Consider the following 16263-nt stretch of genomic DNA (forward strand, 5'->3'; position numbering starts at 1 on the left):
TTATTCCGGATTAAAGTATAAAAAAACGATCAGTTTTTCTGTACAAATCCTTGTTTGTCAATCGTAACCGGTTGGCACAACTACTAAAAAATTGACTTCTTGCTTCTGCCGCCGAGGCCCAGCGCCCCCAGCAGGCTGCGGGTGATAACGCTGGCGGCTGTACGACCTGCCTGCCGCATGGCAGAGCTGCCCATTACCTGTTCGAGCAGGCTTTTTTCTTCTTTTTGTTTGCCGGTGCCTGATGAGCCGGAACTGGCGGCTGCAGCTGTTTTTTCTGCTGCCTCCTGCAGTTTGGCAGTCAGTATTTCGTAGGCGCTTTCGTTGTCGATGGTCTCGGCATATTTCTTCACCATTTTGGAATTATTGACGAGGGCATCTATCTCCGCGTCGGTGAGCACGTCCATACGGGAGCGCGGCGATACCAGCATAGTGGCGGCCAGCGGCGTAGGCACGCCTTTTTCGTTGAGACAGGTGATCAGCGCCTCGCCAATGCCAATCTGCGTCAGCAGTTCATCCGTTTTATAGAAGTCAGACAACGGATAGTTTTCGGCTGTCTGTTTGATGGTTTTACGGTCGTTGGCGGTGAAGGCGCGCAGGGCGTGCTGTACTTTAAGGCCCAGTTGTCCGAGCACGGAAGCAGGGATGTCCATAGGGTTTTGGGTACAGAAGAAAATGCCTACGCCTTTGGAGCGTATCAGTTTGATGATGGTGTCGATCTGTTTCAACAGCGCGTCGCTGGCTTCATTAAAGATCAGGTGCGCTTCGTCGATGAACATCACCAGTTTGGGTTTATCGAGGTCTCCCTCTTCAGGCAGCGTGGCATATAGTTCTGCCAGCAGGCTGAGCATGAAGGTGGAGAAGAGTTTGGGGCGGTCCTGGATATCGGCCACCCGCAGGATAGAGACTACGCCGCGGCCATCGTCGCTGATGCGCATGAGGTCATCCACTTCAAAGGATTTTTCCCCGAAGAAGAGATCGGCGCCCTGTTGTTCCAGCTCTATCACTTTGCGCAGGATAGTGCCGGTGGAAGTGGTGGATATTTTACCATAGTCTTTTTCCAGTTCTGCCTTGCCCTCATCAGAAGCGAATTGCAGCACTTTTTTGAAGTCTTTCAGGTCCAGCAGCGGGAGCTTGTTATCGTCGCAATATTTAAACAGCATGGCTACGAGGCCTGCCTGTGTATCATTCAGTTCCAGTATTTTGGAAAGCAGTATGGGGCCAAATTCGCTGGTGGTGGCGCGCAGGCGGACACCTTTTTCGTTGCTGAGGGACAGCAGTTCAGAAGGGTATGCGGCGGGTGACCAGGAGCCACCGATTTTCTGGTACCGTTCCTGGATCTTGGGATTGTCAGTGCCGGCAGCAGCGATACCGCTAAGGTCGCCCTTGATGTCCATCAATAATACGGGAACGCTGGCATCGCTGAGGCCTTCGGCGATCACCTGCAGGGTCTTGGTTTTACCGGTACCGGTGGCGCCGGCGATCAAACCATGCCTGTTCATGGTTTTCAGAGGGAGGAATACATCTGCTCCACTGATCACTTCACCATCCAGCATAGCACATCCTAACTTGAAATGCTCGCCTTTAAATGTATAGCCGTTCTTAATGGACTCCAGAAATGCTTCTTGATTGGCCATGGTGTAAATTGTTTTTTATGAAGATAACAAAAACAGGCTGCAATCGCTGCCGTTGGATGGCAGTTTGCATACCCGGACCGAAATATAATCTTCCGATAATATAAACAAAAATTCCGCCTGTAAGGCGGAATTCATCTCCCTATATTTAAATTAATCCCCATAAAAAATCCCGCCCAGGGGGCGGGATCCAAATATCAACATATCAAAATCTGTAAATGATCACAGGTCTTCTTCTCTTTCCAGCATCAGGATGGCTCCCTGTGGCACAATGAAGTATGTTTCGTCTTCATATACGATCTCTGTGGAACCACTGAGCAGAAAGATAGCAAGGTCGCCTTCTTTGGCCTGTAAGGGGATATATTTCACTTTATCCTCTTCCGGCTTCCAGGAATCCTCGTCTTCCACGGGAACAGGAATAGCGTAACCGGGACCGGTTTTGATCACATATCCTCTCTGTACCTTTTCTTTGGACTGCACACCGGGAGGCAGGTATAATCCGCTTTTGGTACGGTCGTGCGGTGTTGTTGGCTTAATCAGTACACGATCGCCAACAACGATCAGTTTTTTTAGTTTATTGTCCGGTGTAATATGTATAGCCATGATGTACGCTGATCAAAAATGATGCAGGCCTGTGGGCAATGACATAGTGACAGTGCTACAGGGCGCTGAGGGCAAATGTTTCCCCTGCCCGGATACCTTTTTCGGTGGTTTGCAGTACACAGCATTCATTGACAGGATCATGCTCAAAGAACAATACGTACTGGTTGTCTACCGCTTCCTGCAGGAACTTTTTCTTTTCCGTAAGGGTGGTCAGTGGGAACATATCGTACGCCATCACATAAGGGAGCGGCAGATGCCCGATAGACGGGAGCAGATCGGCCATATATACGATGGTTTTGTCTTTATACCGGATCTGCGGCAGCATCATGGCGTCGGTATGGCCATTGGCGAAGCGGATACTCATATGATCGGTAAAAGCAACGCCCTCCTGATGAGCGATGAATTTCAGCTGGCCGCTTTCCTGGATGGGCAGGATGTTTTCTTTCAGGAAAGATGCTTTTTCCCTGTCGTTGGGCACAGTAGCCCATTTCCAGTGGTCTTCATTGCTCCAGTAGGTGGCGTTTTTAAAGGCAGGCACCAGCTTATCGCCTTCCCGTACAATGCTGCCGCCGCAATGATCAAAATGGAGGTGCGTTAAAAACACGTCTGTGATGTCATTACGATGAAAGCCGTGTGCCGCAAGGGATTTATCGAGGGTGGCATCGCCGTGCAGGTAATAGTGGCTGAAGAATTTAGCGTCCTGTTTATCGCCGATACCGTTATCGATCAGTATCAGGCGGTTGCCGTCTTCGATGAGCAGGCAGCGCATGGCCCAGGTACACAGGTTGTTTTCATCAGCAGGGTTCGTTTTGTTCCACAGTGTTTTGGGCACTACGCCAAACATGGCGCCGCCATCCAGTTTGAAGAAACCTGTGTCGATGGTGTATAATTTCATATGCTCGTGTATTGGGTTGCCAGGGCAACTACATGACTAAATGCTTTTCTTTTTCTGTCTCCATCCCGGCCAGCTGCCTTTGTTTCCGCAGGGCCGAAATGATCCATGCCAGGCCGATCACAAAAAACACGACCAGGGCGAGGACGGAGTTGCGCATGTTTTCTGTATAATCATCAATATAAGCAAAAGAAAACATACCGATCACAATCGAGAGCTTTTCGGTAACATCGTAATAGCTGAAGAAGCTGGCCGTGTCCTGTGTTTCAGGCATTAACTTGGCGTAGGTGGAACGGCTGAGCGACTGTATGCCGCCCATCACCAGGCCTACCGCCGTGGCCAGCAGATAGAAGTCGGTAGCGGTTTGCATTTTGTAACCGGCTATACAGATACCGATCCATACGATGACAACGCCAATCAATACACGAAGATTGCCGAAGATGCCGGAAAGGCGGGCCATGCCCCAGGCGCCGGCAATAGCCACCACCTGGATGATCACCACCGTGCCGATCAGTTTATCGGACGGCAGGTTCAGCACTTTGCTGCCGAAAATAGTAGCGGCCATCATCACCGTCTGTACGCCCATGCTGTAAAAAAAGAAGCCGCGCAGGAAACGTTTCAGCACCGGCATTGTTTTTACCTGGGCATATACTTTACGCAGCTCGCCGAACCCTTCGGTGAGCGCACCGCTGCTGTGTTTGCTGACAGTGGCTTTGGTAGCGGGCAGGGTGGCAAAAGTGATCTGGGCAAAACCCAGCCACCATACGCCTACCAGCAGGAAGGTGCCTCTTACTGCTGTGCCTTCATCCAGGCCGAAAGGCAGGGTCATGACCAGCGCGAAGCCTACCAGTTGCAGCAATACGCTGCCGATGTAGCCCATGCTGTAGCCGCGGGCGCTGATACGGTCACGGTCCTCCGGAGCGGCTATTTCAGGCAGATAGGAGTTATAGAACACCAGTCCGCCGCAGTAGCCCATAGTGGCCAGCATAAAGGCCAATACGCCCAGCCATAGCGTGCTTTTGGTGAAAAAGAAAAGCGCTGCGCATGACACGGAGCCCAGGATGGTGAAAAATTTCAGGAAGTTCTTTTTGTTGCCACGGGTGTCGGAAATAGACGACAGGATCGGAGACGCGATCGCTACCAGTAGAAAAGCCGCTGCCATAGTGTAGTTATACAGGGCAGAGTTGACGAAACGCATGCCCATAAAGGAGACGTGTTCGTCGGTGACGGCGAGGAAATAAATGGGGAAGAAGGTGGTAGTGATAACGAGATTGTATACGGAGTTGGCCCAGTCATACATGGCCCAGCCGTTGAGTACTTTTTTGCCGGCAGTAATCATATAGCGCGAAGCGGTTAGTTGGCAACGAAGATAACAAAATCGCGATATGACAGCACTATTGTTTGTAGTCGGTGATACGAATGTGGTGTTTACACATGAAATACTCCTGCTCGTCGTTGGAGCTGACGATGATGAGGCGGTTGCCTCCGTATTGGTTGATCATTCCCTGGTAGAGCGCTACACCGGCAGCATCGAGATTGGTGCAGGGTTCGTCCAGCAATAATACGGGTACATCGCTGAGAATGGCGAGCGCCAGTTTGATACGCTGTTTCATCCCGGAGGAGAAATTACGGAGTTGTTTGTGGGCTGCTTTTTCCAGTCCTGCCATTTCCATGGCCATGGCAGGTGTAATGCCGGGCAGCAGGGATTTGAATTGGGTATGGAAGGTGATGATCTCTGTGAGGGTGAATTCTTCTATCAGCTCCAGATAGGGAGCTGCAATAGCACAGTACCGGAAAAACGCATCGGGGGCGATGGGTTTTTCCGGTGTGCTGTATTGTACAGTGCCTTCATTGTGTTGAATGGCGCCGCTGATAACCTGTAGTAAAGTGGATTTTCCTGAACCGTTAGGCCCCAGAATCGCGTAGCGTTCTCCTTCCCGGAAGGTAAGGCTCACACCACGAAATATCCAGTCGTAGTTGAAACGTTTACCTGTCTGGTCAAGAGATATCATCATTGGAATGGGAAGTGTAACCTCTCATAATACCACGGCCGGACTCACGGATGAAGGACAGAATTTCGTCTCTTTCATCGGTGGCCGGAAACTCAGCTTCGATGATGCTGATGGCCTTGGATAATTTATAGCCTTTCACAAAAATCACACGGTAAATATCCAGGATCTGATTGATTTTTTCCAGGGAGAATCCTCTTCTTTTCAGTCCTACCGAGTTGATGCCCACATAGGAGAGGGGCTCACGGGCGGCTTTTACATAAGGAGGTACATCTTTCCGCACGAGGGAGCCACCGGTAACGAAGGCGTGGTCGCCTACTTTACAGAACTGCTGGATGGCCACCATACCGGCCAGCACCACGTGGTCGCCCACGGTGATATGCCCGGCCAGGGTAGTGTTATTGGAGAAGATGCAGTGATTGCCTACTTCGCAGTCGTGCGCAATGTGGCCATAGGCCATGATCAGGCAGTTATCGCCGATCTTGGTCTTCCACTTGTCGCGCGTACCGCGGTTGATGGTCACGAATTCACGGATAGTAGTGTTGTTTCCTATTTCCACAGTGGTTTCTTCACCCGCATATTTTAGGTCCTGAGGGATAGCAGAAATAACAGCGCCCGGGAAGATGCGGCAGTTTTTACCGATGCGGGCTCCTTCCATAATGGTTACGTTGGAGCCAATCCAGGTGCCGTCGCCGATTTCTACGTTTTTGTGGATGACGGTAAACGGATCAATTTTAACATTAGGCGCCACCTTGGCGTCCGGATGTATGTATGTAAGCGGGTGGATCATTGCTTTTATTTGCCTTCTCTGGTTTTTACAATTTGTGCTATCATGTCGGCTTCGGTAGCTACTTTATTGCCAATGAAGACCGTTCCCCGCATTTCCACGAGCCCTCTTCTGATGGGGCTCAGCAGTTCCATTTTCAGGATCATGGTGTCTCCTGGTACGACTTTCTGTTTGAATTTACAGTTGTCGATTTTCAGGAAGTAGGTATCATAGTTTTCAGGATCAGATACGCGGTTCAGTGCAAGGATACCGCCTACCTGCGCCAGTGCTTCGAGCTGTAAAACGCCCGGCATCACCGGGTTGCCGGGGAAGTGGCCCTGGAAGAAGTGCTCGTTGAAAGTCACGTTCTTAACGCCCACTACTCTTTCTTCACCCAGTTCGATGATCTTGTCTACCAGCAGCATCGGAAAACGGTGCGGCAGCGTTCTTTCAATACGGGGCGTATCGAAGATCGGTGGCTGGTTGGGATCGTATACCGGAACGTCTTTATTGTGTTTGTTCTTTTTGATATATGCCTTGATCTTACGGGCAAACTCCACGTTGGAAGCGTGGCCGGGACGGTTGGCAATGATATGTGCCTTGATCGGATAACCTATCAGCGCCAGGTCGCCTACTACGTCCAGCAGTTTGTGGCGTGCCGGTTCGTTGGTGAAGCGCAGCTCAATGTTATTGAGGATACCTTCACGCTGTACTGACATAGTATCGCGGTTAAAGGCCTTGGCGAGGCGCGCCATGTCTTCTTCGTTCACGGCGCGGTCTACCACCACGATAGCGTTGTTGATATCGCCGCCTTTGATAAGATTATTGCTCAGCAGGTATTCCAGTTCGTGCAGGAAGCAGAAGGTGCGGGAAGAGGCAATCTCGTTCCTGAAGTGCTCAATGCTCTTCATTTTCGCGTGCTGGGTGCCCAGTACGGGAGAATTGAAGTCGATCAGGCAGGTGATGCTGTAGTCCAGTGCCGGTAAGGCTACCATCTCTACTTTTTTCTGCTCGTCGTAATAGGTGATATTGGTGTCTATAGTATAATAGATCTTTTTGGCGTCCTGGTCCTGTATCCCGGTTTTTTCGATTGCTTCGATGAAAGGGAGGGAACTGCCGTCCATGATTGGAATTTCAGGGCCGTCCAGCTCAATCAGAACGTTGTCAACACCGGTACCTACCAACGCTGCCAGCAGGTGCTCCACCGTGCTTACACGGGCGCCGTTATGTTCCAGCGTGGTGCCGCGGGCAGTATCCACTACGTAGTCCACGTCCGCTTTTACTACGGGCTGGTTAGGCAGGTCTACCCGTTGGAATTTGATGCCGGAACCCGGGGATGCGGGCTTCAGCGTCATGTTTACACTGGCTCCTGTATGCAAACCTACGCCCGAAATGCTGATATCACCTTTCAGGGTATGCTGGTTCTGCAACTGTTGATTTTCAATCATATTAACTAATGTATAACTATTTGATCTTCAGTTTAATTAAACTCCTGCTCTTTCCTGTAACAGTTGTTTTACCATCTCCTCTAATTCTTTCACGCGTTTTTCAAGATCCGGCAAATTTCTAAAAATTGCCTGACTTTTCAGCGAACTTTTATAATCATAGGCCGGGGAACCGGTGAGAGAGCTGTTGGGAACGGTAATGGACTTGGAAAGTCCGCTCTGGGCGTTGATCTTGGTGCCATCAGCGATGTGGATATGACCTACCATGCCTACCTGGCCACCGATGACGCAGTTCTGCCCGATTTTGGTGCTGCCGGAAACGCCGGTCTGCGCGGCAATCACTGTGTTGATGCCAATGTCCACGTTGTGCGCTACCTGGATCAGGTTGTCCAGCTTCACGCCCTGGCGGATGATCGTAGAGCCCATAGTAGCCCTGTCGATAGTCGTATTGGCGCCGATTTCCACGTCGTCATAAATCACCACGTTGCCGATCTGGGGCACCTTTTTATAGGAGCCGTCCGGTTGCGGCGCAAAACCGAAACCATCGCCGCCGATCACGCAACCGGCATGGAGAATGGCACGGCTGCCTACGATGCAGTTGTCATATACTTTTACGCCCGGGTACAATACCGCGTCGTCATTCACTACCACGTTCTCGCCCAGGTACACTCCAGGATATATCTTTACGTTATTGCCCAGCACTACGTTTTCGCCCAGGTAGGCAAATGCGCCCACAAATACGTTTTGCCCCATCTTTACAGACTGGGGAATGTGGGAAGGCTGCTGGATGCCCGACTTGTTGCCGGTCAGATAACGGTATTTTTCCAACAACAGGGCAAAGCTGCTGTAAGCATCTTTTACCCGGATCAGGGTGGAATGGATAGGACGTTCTATCACCAGGCTTTCATTCACGATCAGAATGGATGCTTTCGTCGTATATATGAACTCTTCATACTTAGGATTGGCAATAAAACTGAGCATGCCTTCGCCTGCCTCTTCGATTTTGGCGATGTTGCTCACCTTCACGTCCGGATTTCCCTCCAGCGTACCATCTAACATGGTCGCTAACTGTAATGCGCTAAACTGCATAATTAATATTTGTAATGTTTTCCAGGCCTACTCCGGAATGCATGAATTTATTCTTTAATGTTTTAAAGCTTGTAAAACCTTGTTAGCCTAGATTTTTGGATGACAAATGTAGAATTTTTTTACCGGTATAGCCAGTGTGTGACTAATCAATGCGTTGTCTATCGAGGAAATGTCTTTTACAGTTCCGTCTTTAAACAGGATGTTGATCTTTTCATCGTTCACATTATAAGCCCTCAGCGAGGCCACATCTGTGAAAACGAAATAATCCAGGTCGCTGTCAGAGATCTGCCATTTTTGTGCCACCTGTTGGCGAAGCTGGACCACAACACTGTTGTCAAACGGTTCATTGGTTAATACCACTTTGAATAACTCCCTGTTAATAAGCCATTTACATAAAAGTGACAGTACTTTGTCCGGGTGCTCTGACCAGACTTTTATTGCGCCCATGATATCATAATCGTCCAACATGCAAAACAGCCGTAAACAGTCCGGTTCCTGCTCAAAATTGTCTTTGCTGACAGTATTGTACAGGAAATAGGACAATGCCGGTGAACAAAACAGCTGTTGACCGTCCTGTGCCAGCACTTTTGCCCGCTGCAGGATTTTTACCAGCATATTTTCAGCGCTCAGCACTGTTTTATGCAGGTATACCTGCCAATACATCAGCCGGCGGGCCACGATGAATTTTTCGATGGAATAAATCCCTTTCTCCTCTACCATCAGCTCTCCGTTATGTACGGTCAGCATCTTGATAATACGATCGTACCCGATAGTGCCTTCCGCCACACCGGTGAAAAAGCTGTCGCGGTTGAGATAGTCCATCCTGTCTACGTCTAACTGGCTGGAAACCAGCTGATGCAGGAAGTGTTTATGATAACGGCCGTTAAAAATATCGAGGGTAAGTGACAGTGCGCCGTCCATCTGGCGGTTAAGGTCTTCCATCAGCCACTGCGAAATGGCTTCATGGGACACGCCTTCTATAATGCCGTTTTCCAGTGCATGGGAATAAGGCCCATGGCCGATATCATGCAGCAGAATAGCCATTTTGGCGGCCACTTCTTCTTCGGGCGTGATATCCACGCCTTTGCTCTTCAGCTCCTGAAGGGCTATGGTCATCAGGTGATAAGCGCCGAGACTGTGATGAAAACGTGTATGCATGGCCCCCGGGTAAACCAGGTGCGCAAGTGCCATCTGGTGTATCCGGCGTAAACGCTGGTAACAGGGGTGGGAAAGGAGGTTAAAAATCAACGGGTGATCTATGGTAATAAAGCCATACACCGGATCATTAACAATTTTTCGCTTGCGTTCGGTCATTGCATCAGATTGTTCAATTTCAAATGCCTAAGCGCACCTGAAATTCATAGTGCCATTATGCAAAACTACACTATGAATTAATTATATGTATTTTTTTTACTTATAATGACGCTTTTAATAGAGAAAACCCCTATTACAGTAAAAAACAATTGGTAGGTTACAGGTAGAAAAATGTTATTTGCGAAGGTAATTAACTTTAAGAAGCGGCACACCTTTTTCCATCCCGGATTTTGTCCGCATAGCCCATTTTTAACATATAATTACCGGAATGGATGATCAGGGGAATGATTTTTGCCAAAAATTAGCGGTAATTTCCTGTTTTCCGCAACCATAAAACGAACTATGAGCCAGATCAACATACTATGGGTAGATGATGAGATAGAATCCCTCAAATCACAGATTATTTTCCTCGAAAGCAAAGGTTATAACGTATCGGCGCTCACCAACGGCTACGATGCGCTGGAATTTCTCAAAGAACAGGTGGTGGACGTAGTATTGCTCGATGAGTCCATGCCCGGCCTCACCGGCCTGGAGACACTGGGCAAAATCAAAGAGATAGACCAGCAGATACCGGTGGTCATGATCACCAAAAATGAAGCTGAAAACGTAATGGACGACGCTATCGGTTCACAGATCACCGATTATCTCATCAAACCGGTCAATCCCAACCAGGTATTGTTATCGCTCAAAAAAATCATAGACAACAAAAGGCTGGTGGCCGAAAAAACCACTACAGCCTACCAGCAGGAGTTCCGCTCCCTGTTTATGGCGCTCAATTCCAACCCGGACCACAACGAATGGATGGACATCTACAAAAAACTTGTCTACTGGGAAATGGAGATGACCAAAGCCAACAGCCCGGAAATGCTGGAAGTCTTTAACGCGCAGAAAGCGGAGGCCAATACGGAATTCGCCAAATTCATCAGCCGTAACTACTCCAACTGGCTGCATCCCAAATCGACAGATGCCCCGGTGATGTCTCATACGCTTTTCGCCAAAAAGATCGTTCCTTTTATGGACCCTGATGTGCCTAATGTGTTCCTGCTGATAGATAACCTGCGGCTGGACCAGTTCAAGGCCATCCTGCCCATTTTCCAGGAATCGTTCCGGATGGTGGAGGAAGACACTTTTTACAGTATCCTGCCTACCAGCACGCAATACAGCCGCAACGCCATTTTCGCGGGCCTGCTGCCGGTAGATATCGAACATAAATTCCCGGAAGAATGGAAGAATGACGACGAAGAAGGCGGCAAAAACCTGTATGAAGAGAAATTCTTCGCATCGCAGCTGCAACGCATGAAAATGGACGCCCGCTTTTCCTACACCAAGGTGACTAACCATACCGATGCACAGCATATGCTCAGTAACATCCACAACCTGCTGGACTATCCGCTGAGCATCATTGTATACAACTTTGTGGACATGCTCAGCCACGCCCGCACGGAAATGGAAGTGCTGAAAGAACTGGCCAGCGATGAAACGTCTTACCGTTCCCTCACCGCCAGCTGGTTTGAGCACAGCCCGCTGCACCAGGCGCTCAAACGTATCGGTGATAAAAAAATCAACCTGATCATCGCTACCGACCACGGCAGCGTGCGGGTAAAAACACCGGTAAAAGTGATCGGCGACAAACAAACGACCACCAACCTGCGATATAAGCATGGCCGTAACCTCAACTATGATCCGAAGGAAGTACTGGCTTTCCGCGATCCCAGAGATGCCGGTCTGCCCAAGCCCAATGTCAACTCGTCCTATATTTTCGCCCGGGGCGATGGTTACCTGTGTTATCCCAACAACTACAATTATTTTGTGAACTATTACCGCAATACCTTCCAGCATGGCGGCATCTCTCTGGAAGAGATGATCGTGCCCGTGGTGAGAATGGTATCCAAGTAATTGTTTAAATTTGTGGTATGAATATTAAGATCACGCCCAATAACCTGACTAAGCTGGAGAAGATTTTTGAAGATGCCAAGTACATACTGCGTTTTGAAAAAGGTTCTTTTACTTCCGGTTATTGTATCCTTGAAGACAGGAAGGTTGTGGTGATCAATAAGTTCCTGAACCTGGAAGGACGTATTAACACGCTGCTGGATATTTTATCCACGCTGCCGCTGGATGAGGATTTGCTCACCGCAGAGTCGCACAAGCTCTACAAGCAGATCCTGAACAGTAAGCCCGTACCGGATGCAGACGATGCAGCGGCCCTCGGGGAAGAGGCACCAGAAAACTAATGCTAGGATGAAAGTTACATTTCTTGGAACAGGCACATCGCAGGGAGTACCGGTCATCGCTTGCGGTTGTGAGGTATGCACATCTTCCAATCCCAAAGACAACCGCCTGAGAAGCAGTATTTTTATTTCCTCGCCGGCAGGCAATATCGTGGTGGACACAACCCCCGATTTCCGCTACCAGATGTTGCGGGCACGGGTAAAACACCTGGAAGCGGTCCTGATCACGCACTCACATAAAGACCACATAGCCGGGATGGACGACATCCGGGCATTCAACTATTTCCAGCAGGGCGCCATCGATATTTATGCGACGGATTTCTCGCAGAACGTTATCATGCGGGAATTCGCCTATGCCTTCGCGGATTTCAAGTATCCCGGTATTCCGGAAATTAACCTGAAAACCATCGATGACACGCCCTTTGAGATCAATGGCCTCACGATCACGCCTATACAGGTAATGCACTATAAAATGCCCGTCATGGGCTTCCGGGTCCATGATTTCACCTACATCACCGACGCTAATTTTATTGCGCCGGAAGAAAAGGAGAAGATCCGCGGGTCAAAAGTACTGGTGCTGAACGCGCTGCGAAAAGAAACACATATCTCTCACTTTACGCTGGACGAAGCCATCGCGCTGGGCCGTGAGCTGGACGTGCCACAGGTGTATTTCACGCATATCAGTCACCAGATGGGCCTGCATGATGACGTGATGAAAGAGCTGCCCGATGGCATGGCACTGGCCTATGACGGCCTTACGCTGGAAATATAGCCGCGTTTACTTCCCGTTAACACTTTCCTGACTGCTGTGCATTAACTTGGGGACAAGCGATTAACCCCATATGCATAAAACTCCCCTGAAAGAATTATTCCGCTTTTCCCGGAAAGAGCAGGCGGGTGTTGTCCTGCTGCTGCTACTGGTATGGCTCACCAGCCGGGTGCCTGACCTGTGGGTGTATTTACACGGGGCTGCCCCGCCGGACACCGTTGGTTGTGCCGCCGCCCTGCAGGCGCTGGAAGCTGCCACGGCAGCTGCCGCCAATCAACCGCTGCCACCTGATGTGCCGGCTGATCGTGTAGGCGCTGCCGTTGTACCCGCCACATTGTTCTGCTTCGATCCCAATACGCTGCCTGCCGAAGGCTGGCAACGGCTGGGCGTAAGCGCGCGGACAGCCGCCACCATCGACCGCTACCGGCAGAAAGGCGGACGGTTCCGCTCCGCCGCCGACCTGGAACGTATATATGGACTATCTCCGTCGTTATGCCGACAGCTGCAGCCCTATGTGCGGATAACGCGTACCGTTGCCAATAGCAGGCCGGACAGCATCATGCATGCGGAACGCAGAGATACGGCCTATCATTACAGTACATATCATCGGAAACCACCGCCACGGACAATAGACGTAAATGCCGCCGACACGGCCGAATGGCAGCTGCTGCCGGGCATAGGCCCCGGTTTTGCCAGGCGTATCGTGGCATTCCGGGAGAAGCTGGGAGGCTTCTACGACATCAGCCAGGTAAGCGAATGTTACGGCCTGCCAGACAGCACCTTTAAAAAAATTCAACCTTTTTTGCAGATAGGTAACGGATCTCTAAAAAAAATAGACCTCAACCTCACAGATGAAAAATCTTTGGCGGCACATCCATATATACGTTATAAACTGGCCCGTCTTATCATACAGTATCGCAGTGCCCATGGGGGTTTCAGGCATGTGGAGGAGCTTCGGCAGCTACCGTTGGTGGATGACGTTATTTATCGTAAAATTGAACATTACATTGTAATCACTTTTTAAACCCGCACGTTATGAATTTTGAGCCTACGGATATGCAGCAACAGATCGCGCAAATGATCCGGGATTTCGGAAAAACACATATAGTACCACACGTGTTGGAATGGGACGAAACACAGGAATTTCCTGTAACGTTATTCAAACAACTGGGGGAGTTGGGATTAATGGGAGTGCTGGTGCCACAGGAATATGGCGGCAGCGGCATGGGATATCTGGAATATGTGACCGTTGTCAGTGAGATCGCCCGCTTCTGCGGCGCCATCGGCCTGAGCGTGGCTGCACACAACTCCTTGTGCACCGGGCACATTCTCCAGTTTGGCAATGAAGAACAGAAGAAAAAATACCTGCCCAAACTCGCCACTGCCGAATGGATAGGAGCATGGGGCCTCACGGAGCCCAACACAGGTTCCGACGCCATGAACATGAAATGCGTGGCCAAAAAAGACGGCGACCACTGGGTATTGAACGGCACCAAATGCTGGATTACCCATGGTAAGAGCTGTGATGTGGCCGTAGTGATAGCCCGTACCGGCGATGTGCGTGACAGCCATGGCATGACCGCCTTCGTGGTAGAGAAAGGCACACCGGGCTTCAGCGGCGGCAAGAAGGAAAATAAACTGGGCATGCGTGCTTCAGAAACAGCCGAAATGATTTTTGATAACTGCCGCATTCCCGCTGCCAATATGCTGGGAGCGGAAGGAGACGGCTTTATACAGTCCATGAAGGTGCTCGACGGAGGGCGTATCTCTATTGCGGCACTGTCGCTGGGCATCGCCATGGGCGCTCGTGACGCCGCCGTGAAATATGCTAAGGAAAGACACCAGTTCGATCAGCCCATCGCTTCGTTCCAGGGTGTGTCTTTTAAGCTGGCGGATATGGCCACCGAGATAGAAGCCGCTACGCTGCTCACTTTGCAGGCGGCGGACATGAAAAACCGCGGCGTGAAAATGACAAAGGAAGCAGCCATGGCGAAATACTACGCTTCCGAAGTGGCAGTGAGAGTGGCTAACGATGCCGTGCAGATTTTCGGCGGTTATGGCTATACAAAAGACTTTCCTGTAGAAAAATATTATCGTGATGCAAAATTATGCACCATCGGGGAAGGAACATCTGAAATTCAGAAAATTGTAATCGCCAGAGAGGCATTAAGATAACTACAGCGTCTTTTAATATTGATTTTGACAGGCAGGAGATAGGCGAATTTTTTTTAATTTAAAAAAAGATAAGCGGCAAACCATTTATCTTTTTTGACAAAAAAATGAAATATTACCCCTTTAGTGTTATTTAATATTGCAAAAGGAACGTTAAATTTGGGTTAATTCATCACTCTTTACCGTTTATCAACCTTAACAAAAAATCAAAGAAAGATTTGAAACACTTTTACGCACTGGAAAGCACCCTTTAACACGGGTGCTTTCTTATACCGGAAAAGCCTGTATGCATCTTATTGAATAGTATTACGACCTGTAATCCACGTTATGCTTTCATACGTTAAAAGCAGCCCTCTTCCACGTCAAAAATGAGTATTACTACTGATATCCGGCCCAATTCCCCGCTTTAATTTTACCGGCTGATTCCTAAACCAACAATAGTTATATGATGTTCCCCAAAATCCTGAAATGGACCGGCATTGTTTTGCTGAGCCTTGCGGTCCTGTTACTGATTGTTTTCGGTATTTTCTTTTATGTGTATGGCACGCATGTGAATAAACAATATGCCGTAGAAGTGCGGCCTATAGCGATCCCACACGATTCCGCGTCGATAGCCGCCGGTGCGCACCTGTATGCGATCAAAGGCTGTGGCGACTGTCATGGCGCCGACCTGGGCGGCAAAATCTTTCTCAATGATCCGGCGGTAGGTGTTTTGGCGGGGGCCAACCTCACCAGCGGAAAAGGAGGCCGTCCGGCAGGATATAGTGACCGGGACTGGCTCAAAGCCATGCGGCATGGCCTGGGCGCCGATAACAAGACCCTGAAGCTGATGCCTTCCTATGAATACGCGAAGTTGTCTGACAAAGACATGGCGGCCATTGTCGCTTTTTGTAAAGCGCAGCCGGCGGTCAACAGGACACTGCCTCCCATGAAGACAGGCCCGGTAGGTAAGGTACTGGCGGTATTGGGAAAGCTGCCGCTATTTCCGGCAGAGAAGATAGATCATTCCTATCGGCAGCCTGAAACCATGCCTGTGACGGTGACCAGGGAGTACGGGGAATACCTGTCAGTGTCCTGTACAGGGTGCCATAATCCCCGATTTACCGGTGGTGACAGTCCTATTCCCGGTGGTAAAAAGGTGGCCGATATCACCTCCAAAGGGAATGTGGGCAAATGGACCGCACAGGAGTTTATAACGGCGTTACGTACCGGCAATACCCCCGAAGGGCGAAAGCTTAAGAATGAAGACATGCCGTGGAGCATGACGGCCGAATATTCGGATGAGGAGTTACAGGCGTTGTTTTTGTACCTGAAGGGTTTATAGTGCCCAGCAAATGCAAAG

General features: G+C 49.7%; 15 protein-coding genes. 6 read left to right on the plus strand and 9 right to left on the minus strand.

Annotation, left to right across the window (positions count from 1 at the left end; translation table 11 throughout):
* Positions 1-83 precede the first annotated feature (83 nt).
* The 9 genes from HGH92_RS14205 to HGH92_RS14245 all read right to left on the minus strand — a co-directional run bounded on the left by HGH92_RS14205 (position 84) and on the right by HGH92_RS14245 (position 9749).
* A complete protein-coding gene (locus HGH92_RS14205) occupies positions 84-1634 on the minus strand; it encodes a helicase HerA-like domain-containing protein (RefSeq protein ID WP_168871351.1) in 1551 nt (516 codons plus the stop codon).
* 219 nt (positions 1635-1853) lie between these two features.
* On the minus strand, positions 1854-2234 hold the full coding sequence (locus HGH92_RS14210) for a co-chaperone GroES family protein (protein ID WP_211092587.1): 381 nt from the start codon (positions 2232-2234) through the stop codon (positions 1854-1856).
* Between the two features lie 55 nt (positions 2235-2289).
* Complete coding sequence (locus HGH92_RS14215) at positions 2290-3129, minus strand: MBL fold metallo-hydrolase (protein WP_168871352.1); 840 nt, start codon at positions 3127-3129, stop codon at positions 2290-2292.
* Positions 3130-3157: 28 nt separating this feature from the next.
* Positions 3158-4465: an MFS transporter gene (locus HGH92_RS14220; protein ID WP_168871353.1), complete on the minus strand. Its 1308-nt coding sequence runs from the start codon at positions 4463-4465 to the stop codon at positions 3158-3160.
* A gap of 55 nt (positions 4466-4520) precedes the next feature.
* A complete protein-coding gene (locus tag HGH92_RS14225) occupies positions 4521-5141 on the minus strand; it encodes an ATP-binding cassette domain-containing protein (RefSeq protein WP_168871354.1) in 621 nt (206 codons plus the stop codon).
* Entirely contained in the window at positions 5125-5925 is an 801-nt protein-coding gene (lpxA, locus tag HGH92_RS14230; protein ID WP_168871355.1) for an acyl-ACP--UDP-N-acetylglucosamine O-acyltransferase, read from the minus strand. The genes HGH92_RS14225 and lpxA overlap by 17 nt, the downstream gene beginning before the upstream one ends.
* A 5-nt stretch (positions 5926-5930) precedes the next feature.
* A complete protein-coding gene (locus tag HGH92_RS14235; RefSeq protein ID WP_168871356.1) occupies positions 5931-7349 on the minus strand; it encodes a bifunctional UDP-3-O-[3-hydroxymyristoyl] N-acetylglucosamine deacetylase/3-hydroxyacyl-ACP dehydratase in 1419 nt (472 codons plus the stop codon).
* A 36-nt stretch (positions 7350-7385) separates the two neighbouring features.
* On the minus strand, positions 7386-8435 hold the full coding sequence (lpxD, locus tag HGH92_RS14240; RefSeq protein ID WP_168871357.1) for a UDP-3-O-(3-hydroxymyristoyl)glucosamine N-acyltransferase: 1050 nt from the start codon (positions 8433-8435) through the stop codon (positions 7386-7388).
* An 87-nt stretch (positions 8436-8522) separates the two neighbouring features.
* Positions 8523-9749, minus strand: a complete 1227-nt coding sequence (locus HGH92_RS14245) for an HD domain-containing protein (protein WP_168871358.1) — start codon at positions 9747-9749, stop codon at positions 8523-8525.
* Positions 9750-10091: 342 nt separating this feature from the next.
* Between HGH92_RS14245 and HGH92_RS14250 the strand changes: the two genes are divergently transcribed.
* From HGH92_RS14250 to HGH92_RS14275, 6 genes are all read left to right on the plus strand, one after another.
* Positions 10092-11645: a response regulator gene (locus HGH92_RS14250; RefSeq protein WP_168871359.1), complete on the plus strand. Its 1554-nt coding sequence runs from the start codon at positions 10092-10094 to the stop codon at positions 11643-11645.
* 17 nt (positions 11646-11662) lie between these two features.
* Positions 11663-11983, plus strand: a complete 321-nt coding sequence (locus HGH92_RS14255) for a hypothetical protein (RefSeq protein ID WP_168871360.1) — start codon at positions 11663-11665, stop codon at positions 11981-11983.
* Positions 11984-11990: 7 nt separating this feature from the next.
* Positions 11991-12752 carry an MBL fold metallo-hydrolase gene (locus tag HGH92_RS14260; RefSeq protein ID WP_168871361.1) on the plus strand — a complete coding sequence of 254 codons (762 nt, stop codon included), beginning with the start codon at positions 11991-11993 and terminating at the stop codon, positions 12750-12752.
* A gap of 70 nt (positions 12753-12822) precedes the next feature.
* On the plus strand, positions 12823-13773 hold the full coding sequence (locus tag HGH92_RS14265; RefSeq protein WP_168871362.1) for a ComEA family DNA-binding protein: 951 nt from the start codon (positions 12823-12825) through the stop codon (positions 13771-13773).
* An 11-nt stretch (positions 13774-13784) separates the two neighbouring features.
* Positions 13785-14924 carry an acyl-CoA dehydrogenase gene (locus tag HGH92_RS14270; RefSeq protein WP_168871363.1) on the plus strand — a complete coding sequence of 380 codons (1140 nt, stop codon included), beginning with the start codon at positions 13785-13787 and terminating at the stop codon, positions 14922-14924.
* A gap of 442 nt (positions 14925-15366) precedes the next feature.
* Entirely contained in the window at positions 15367-16245 is an 879-nt protein-coding gene (locus HGH92_RS14275; protein WP_168871364.1) for a c-type cytochrome, read from the plus strand.
* The last annotated feature ends 18 nt before the right edge of the window (positions 16246-16263 follow it).

It is taken from the genome of Chitinophaga varians, assembly GCF_012641275.1.
Classification (GTDB): domain Bacteria; phylum Bacteroidota; class Bacteroidia; order Chitinophagales; family Chitinophagaceae; genus Chitinophaga; species Chitinophaga varians_A.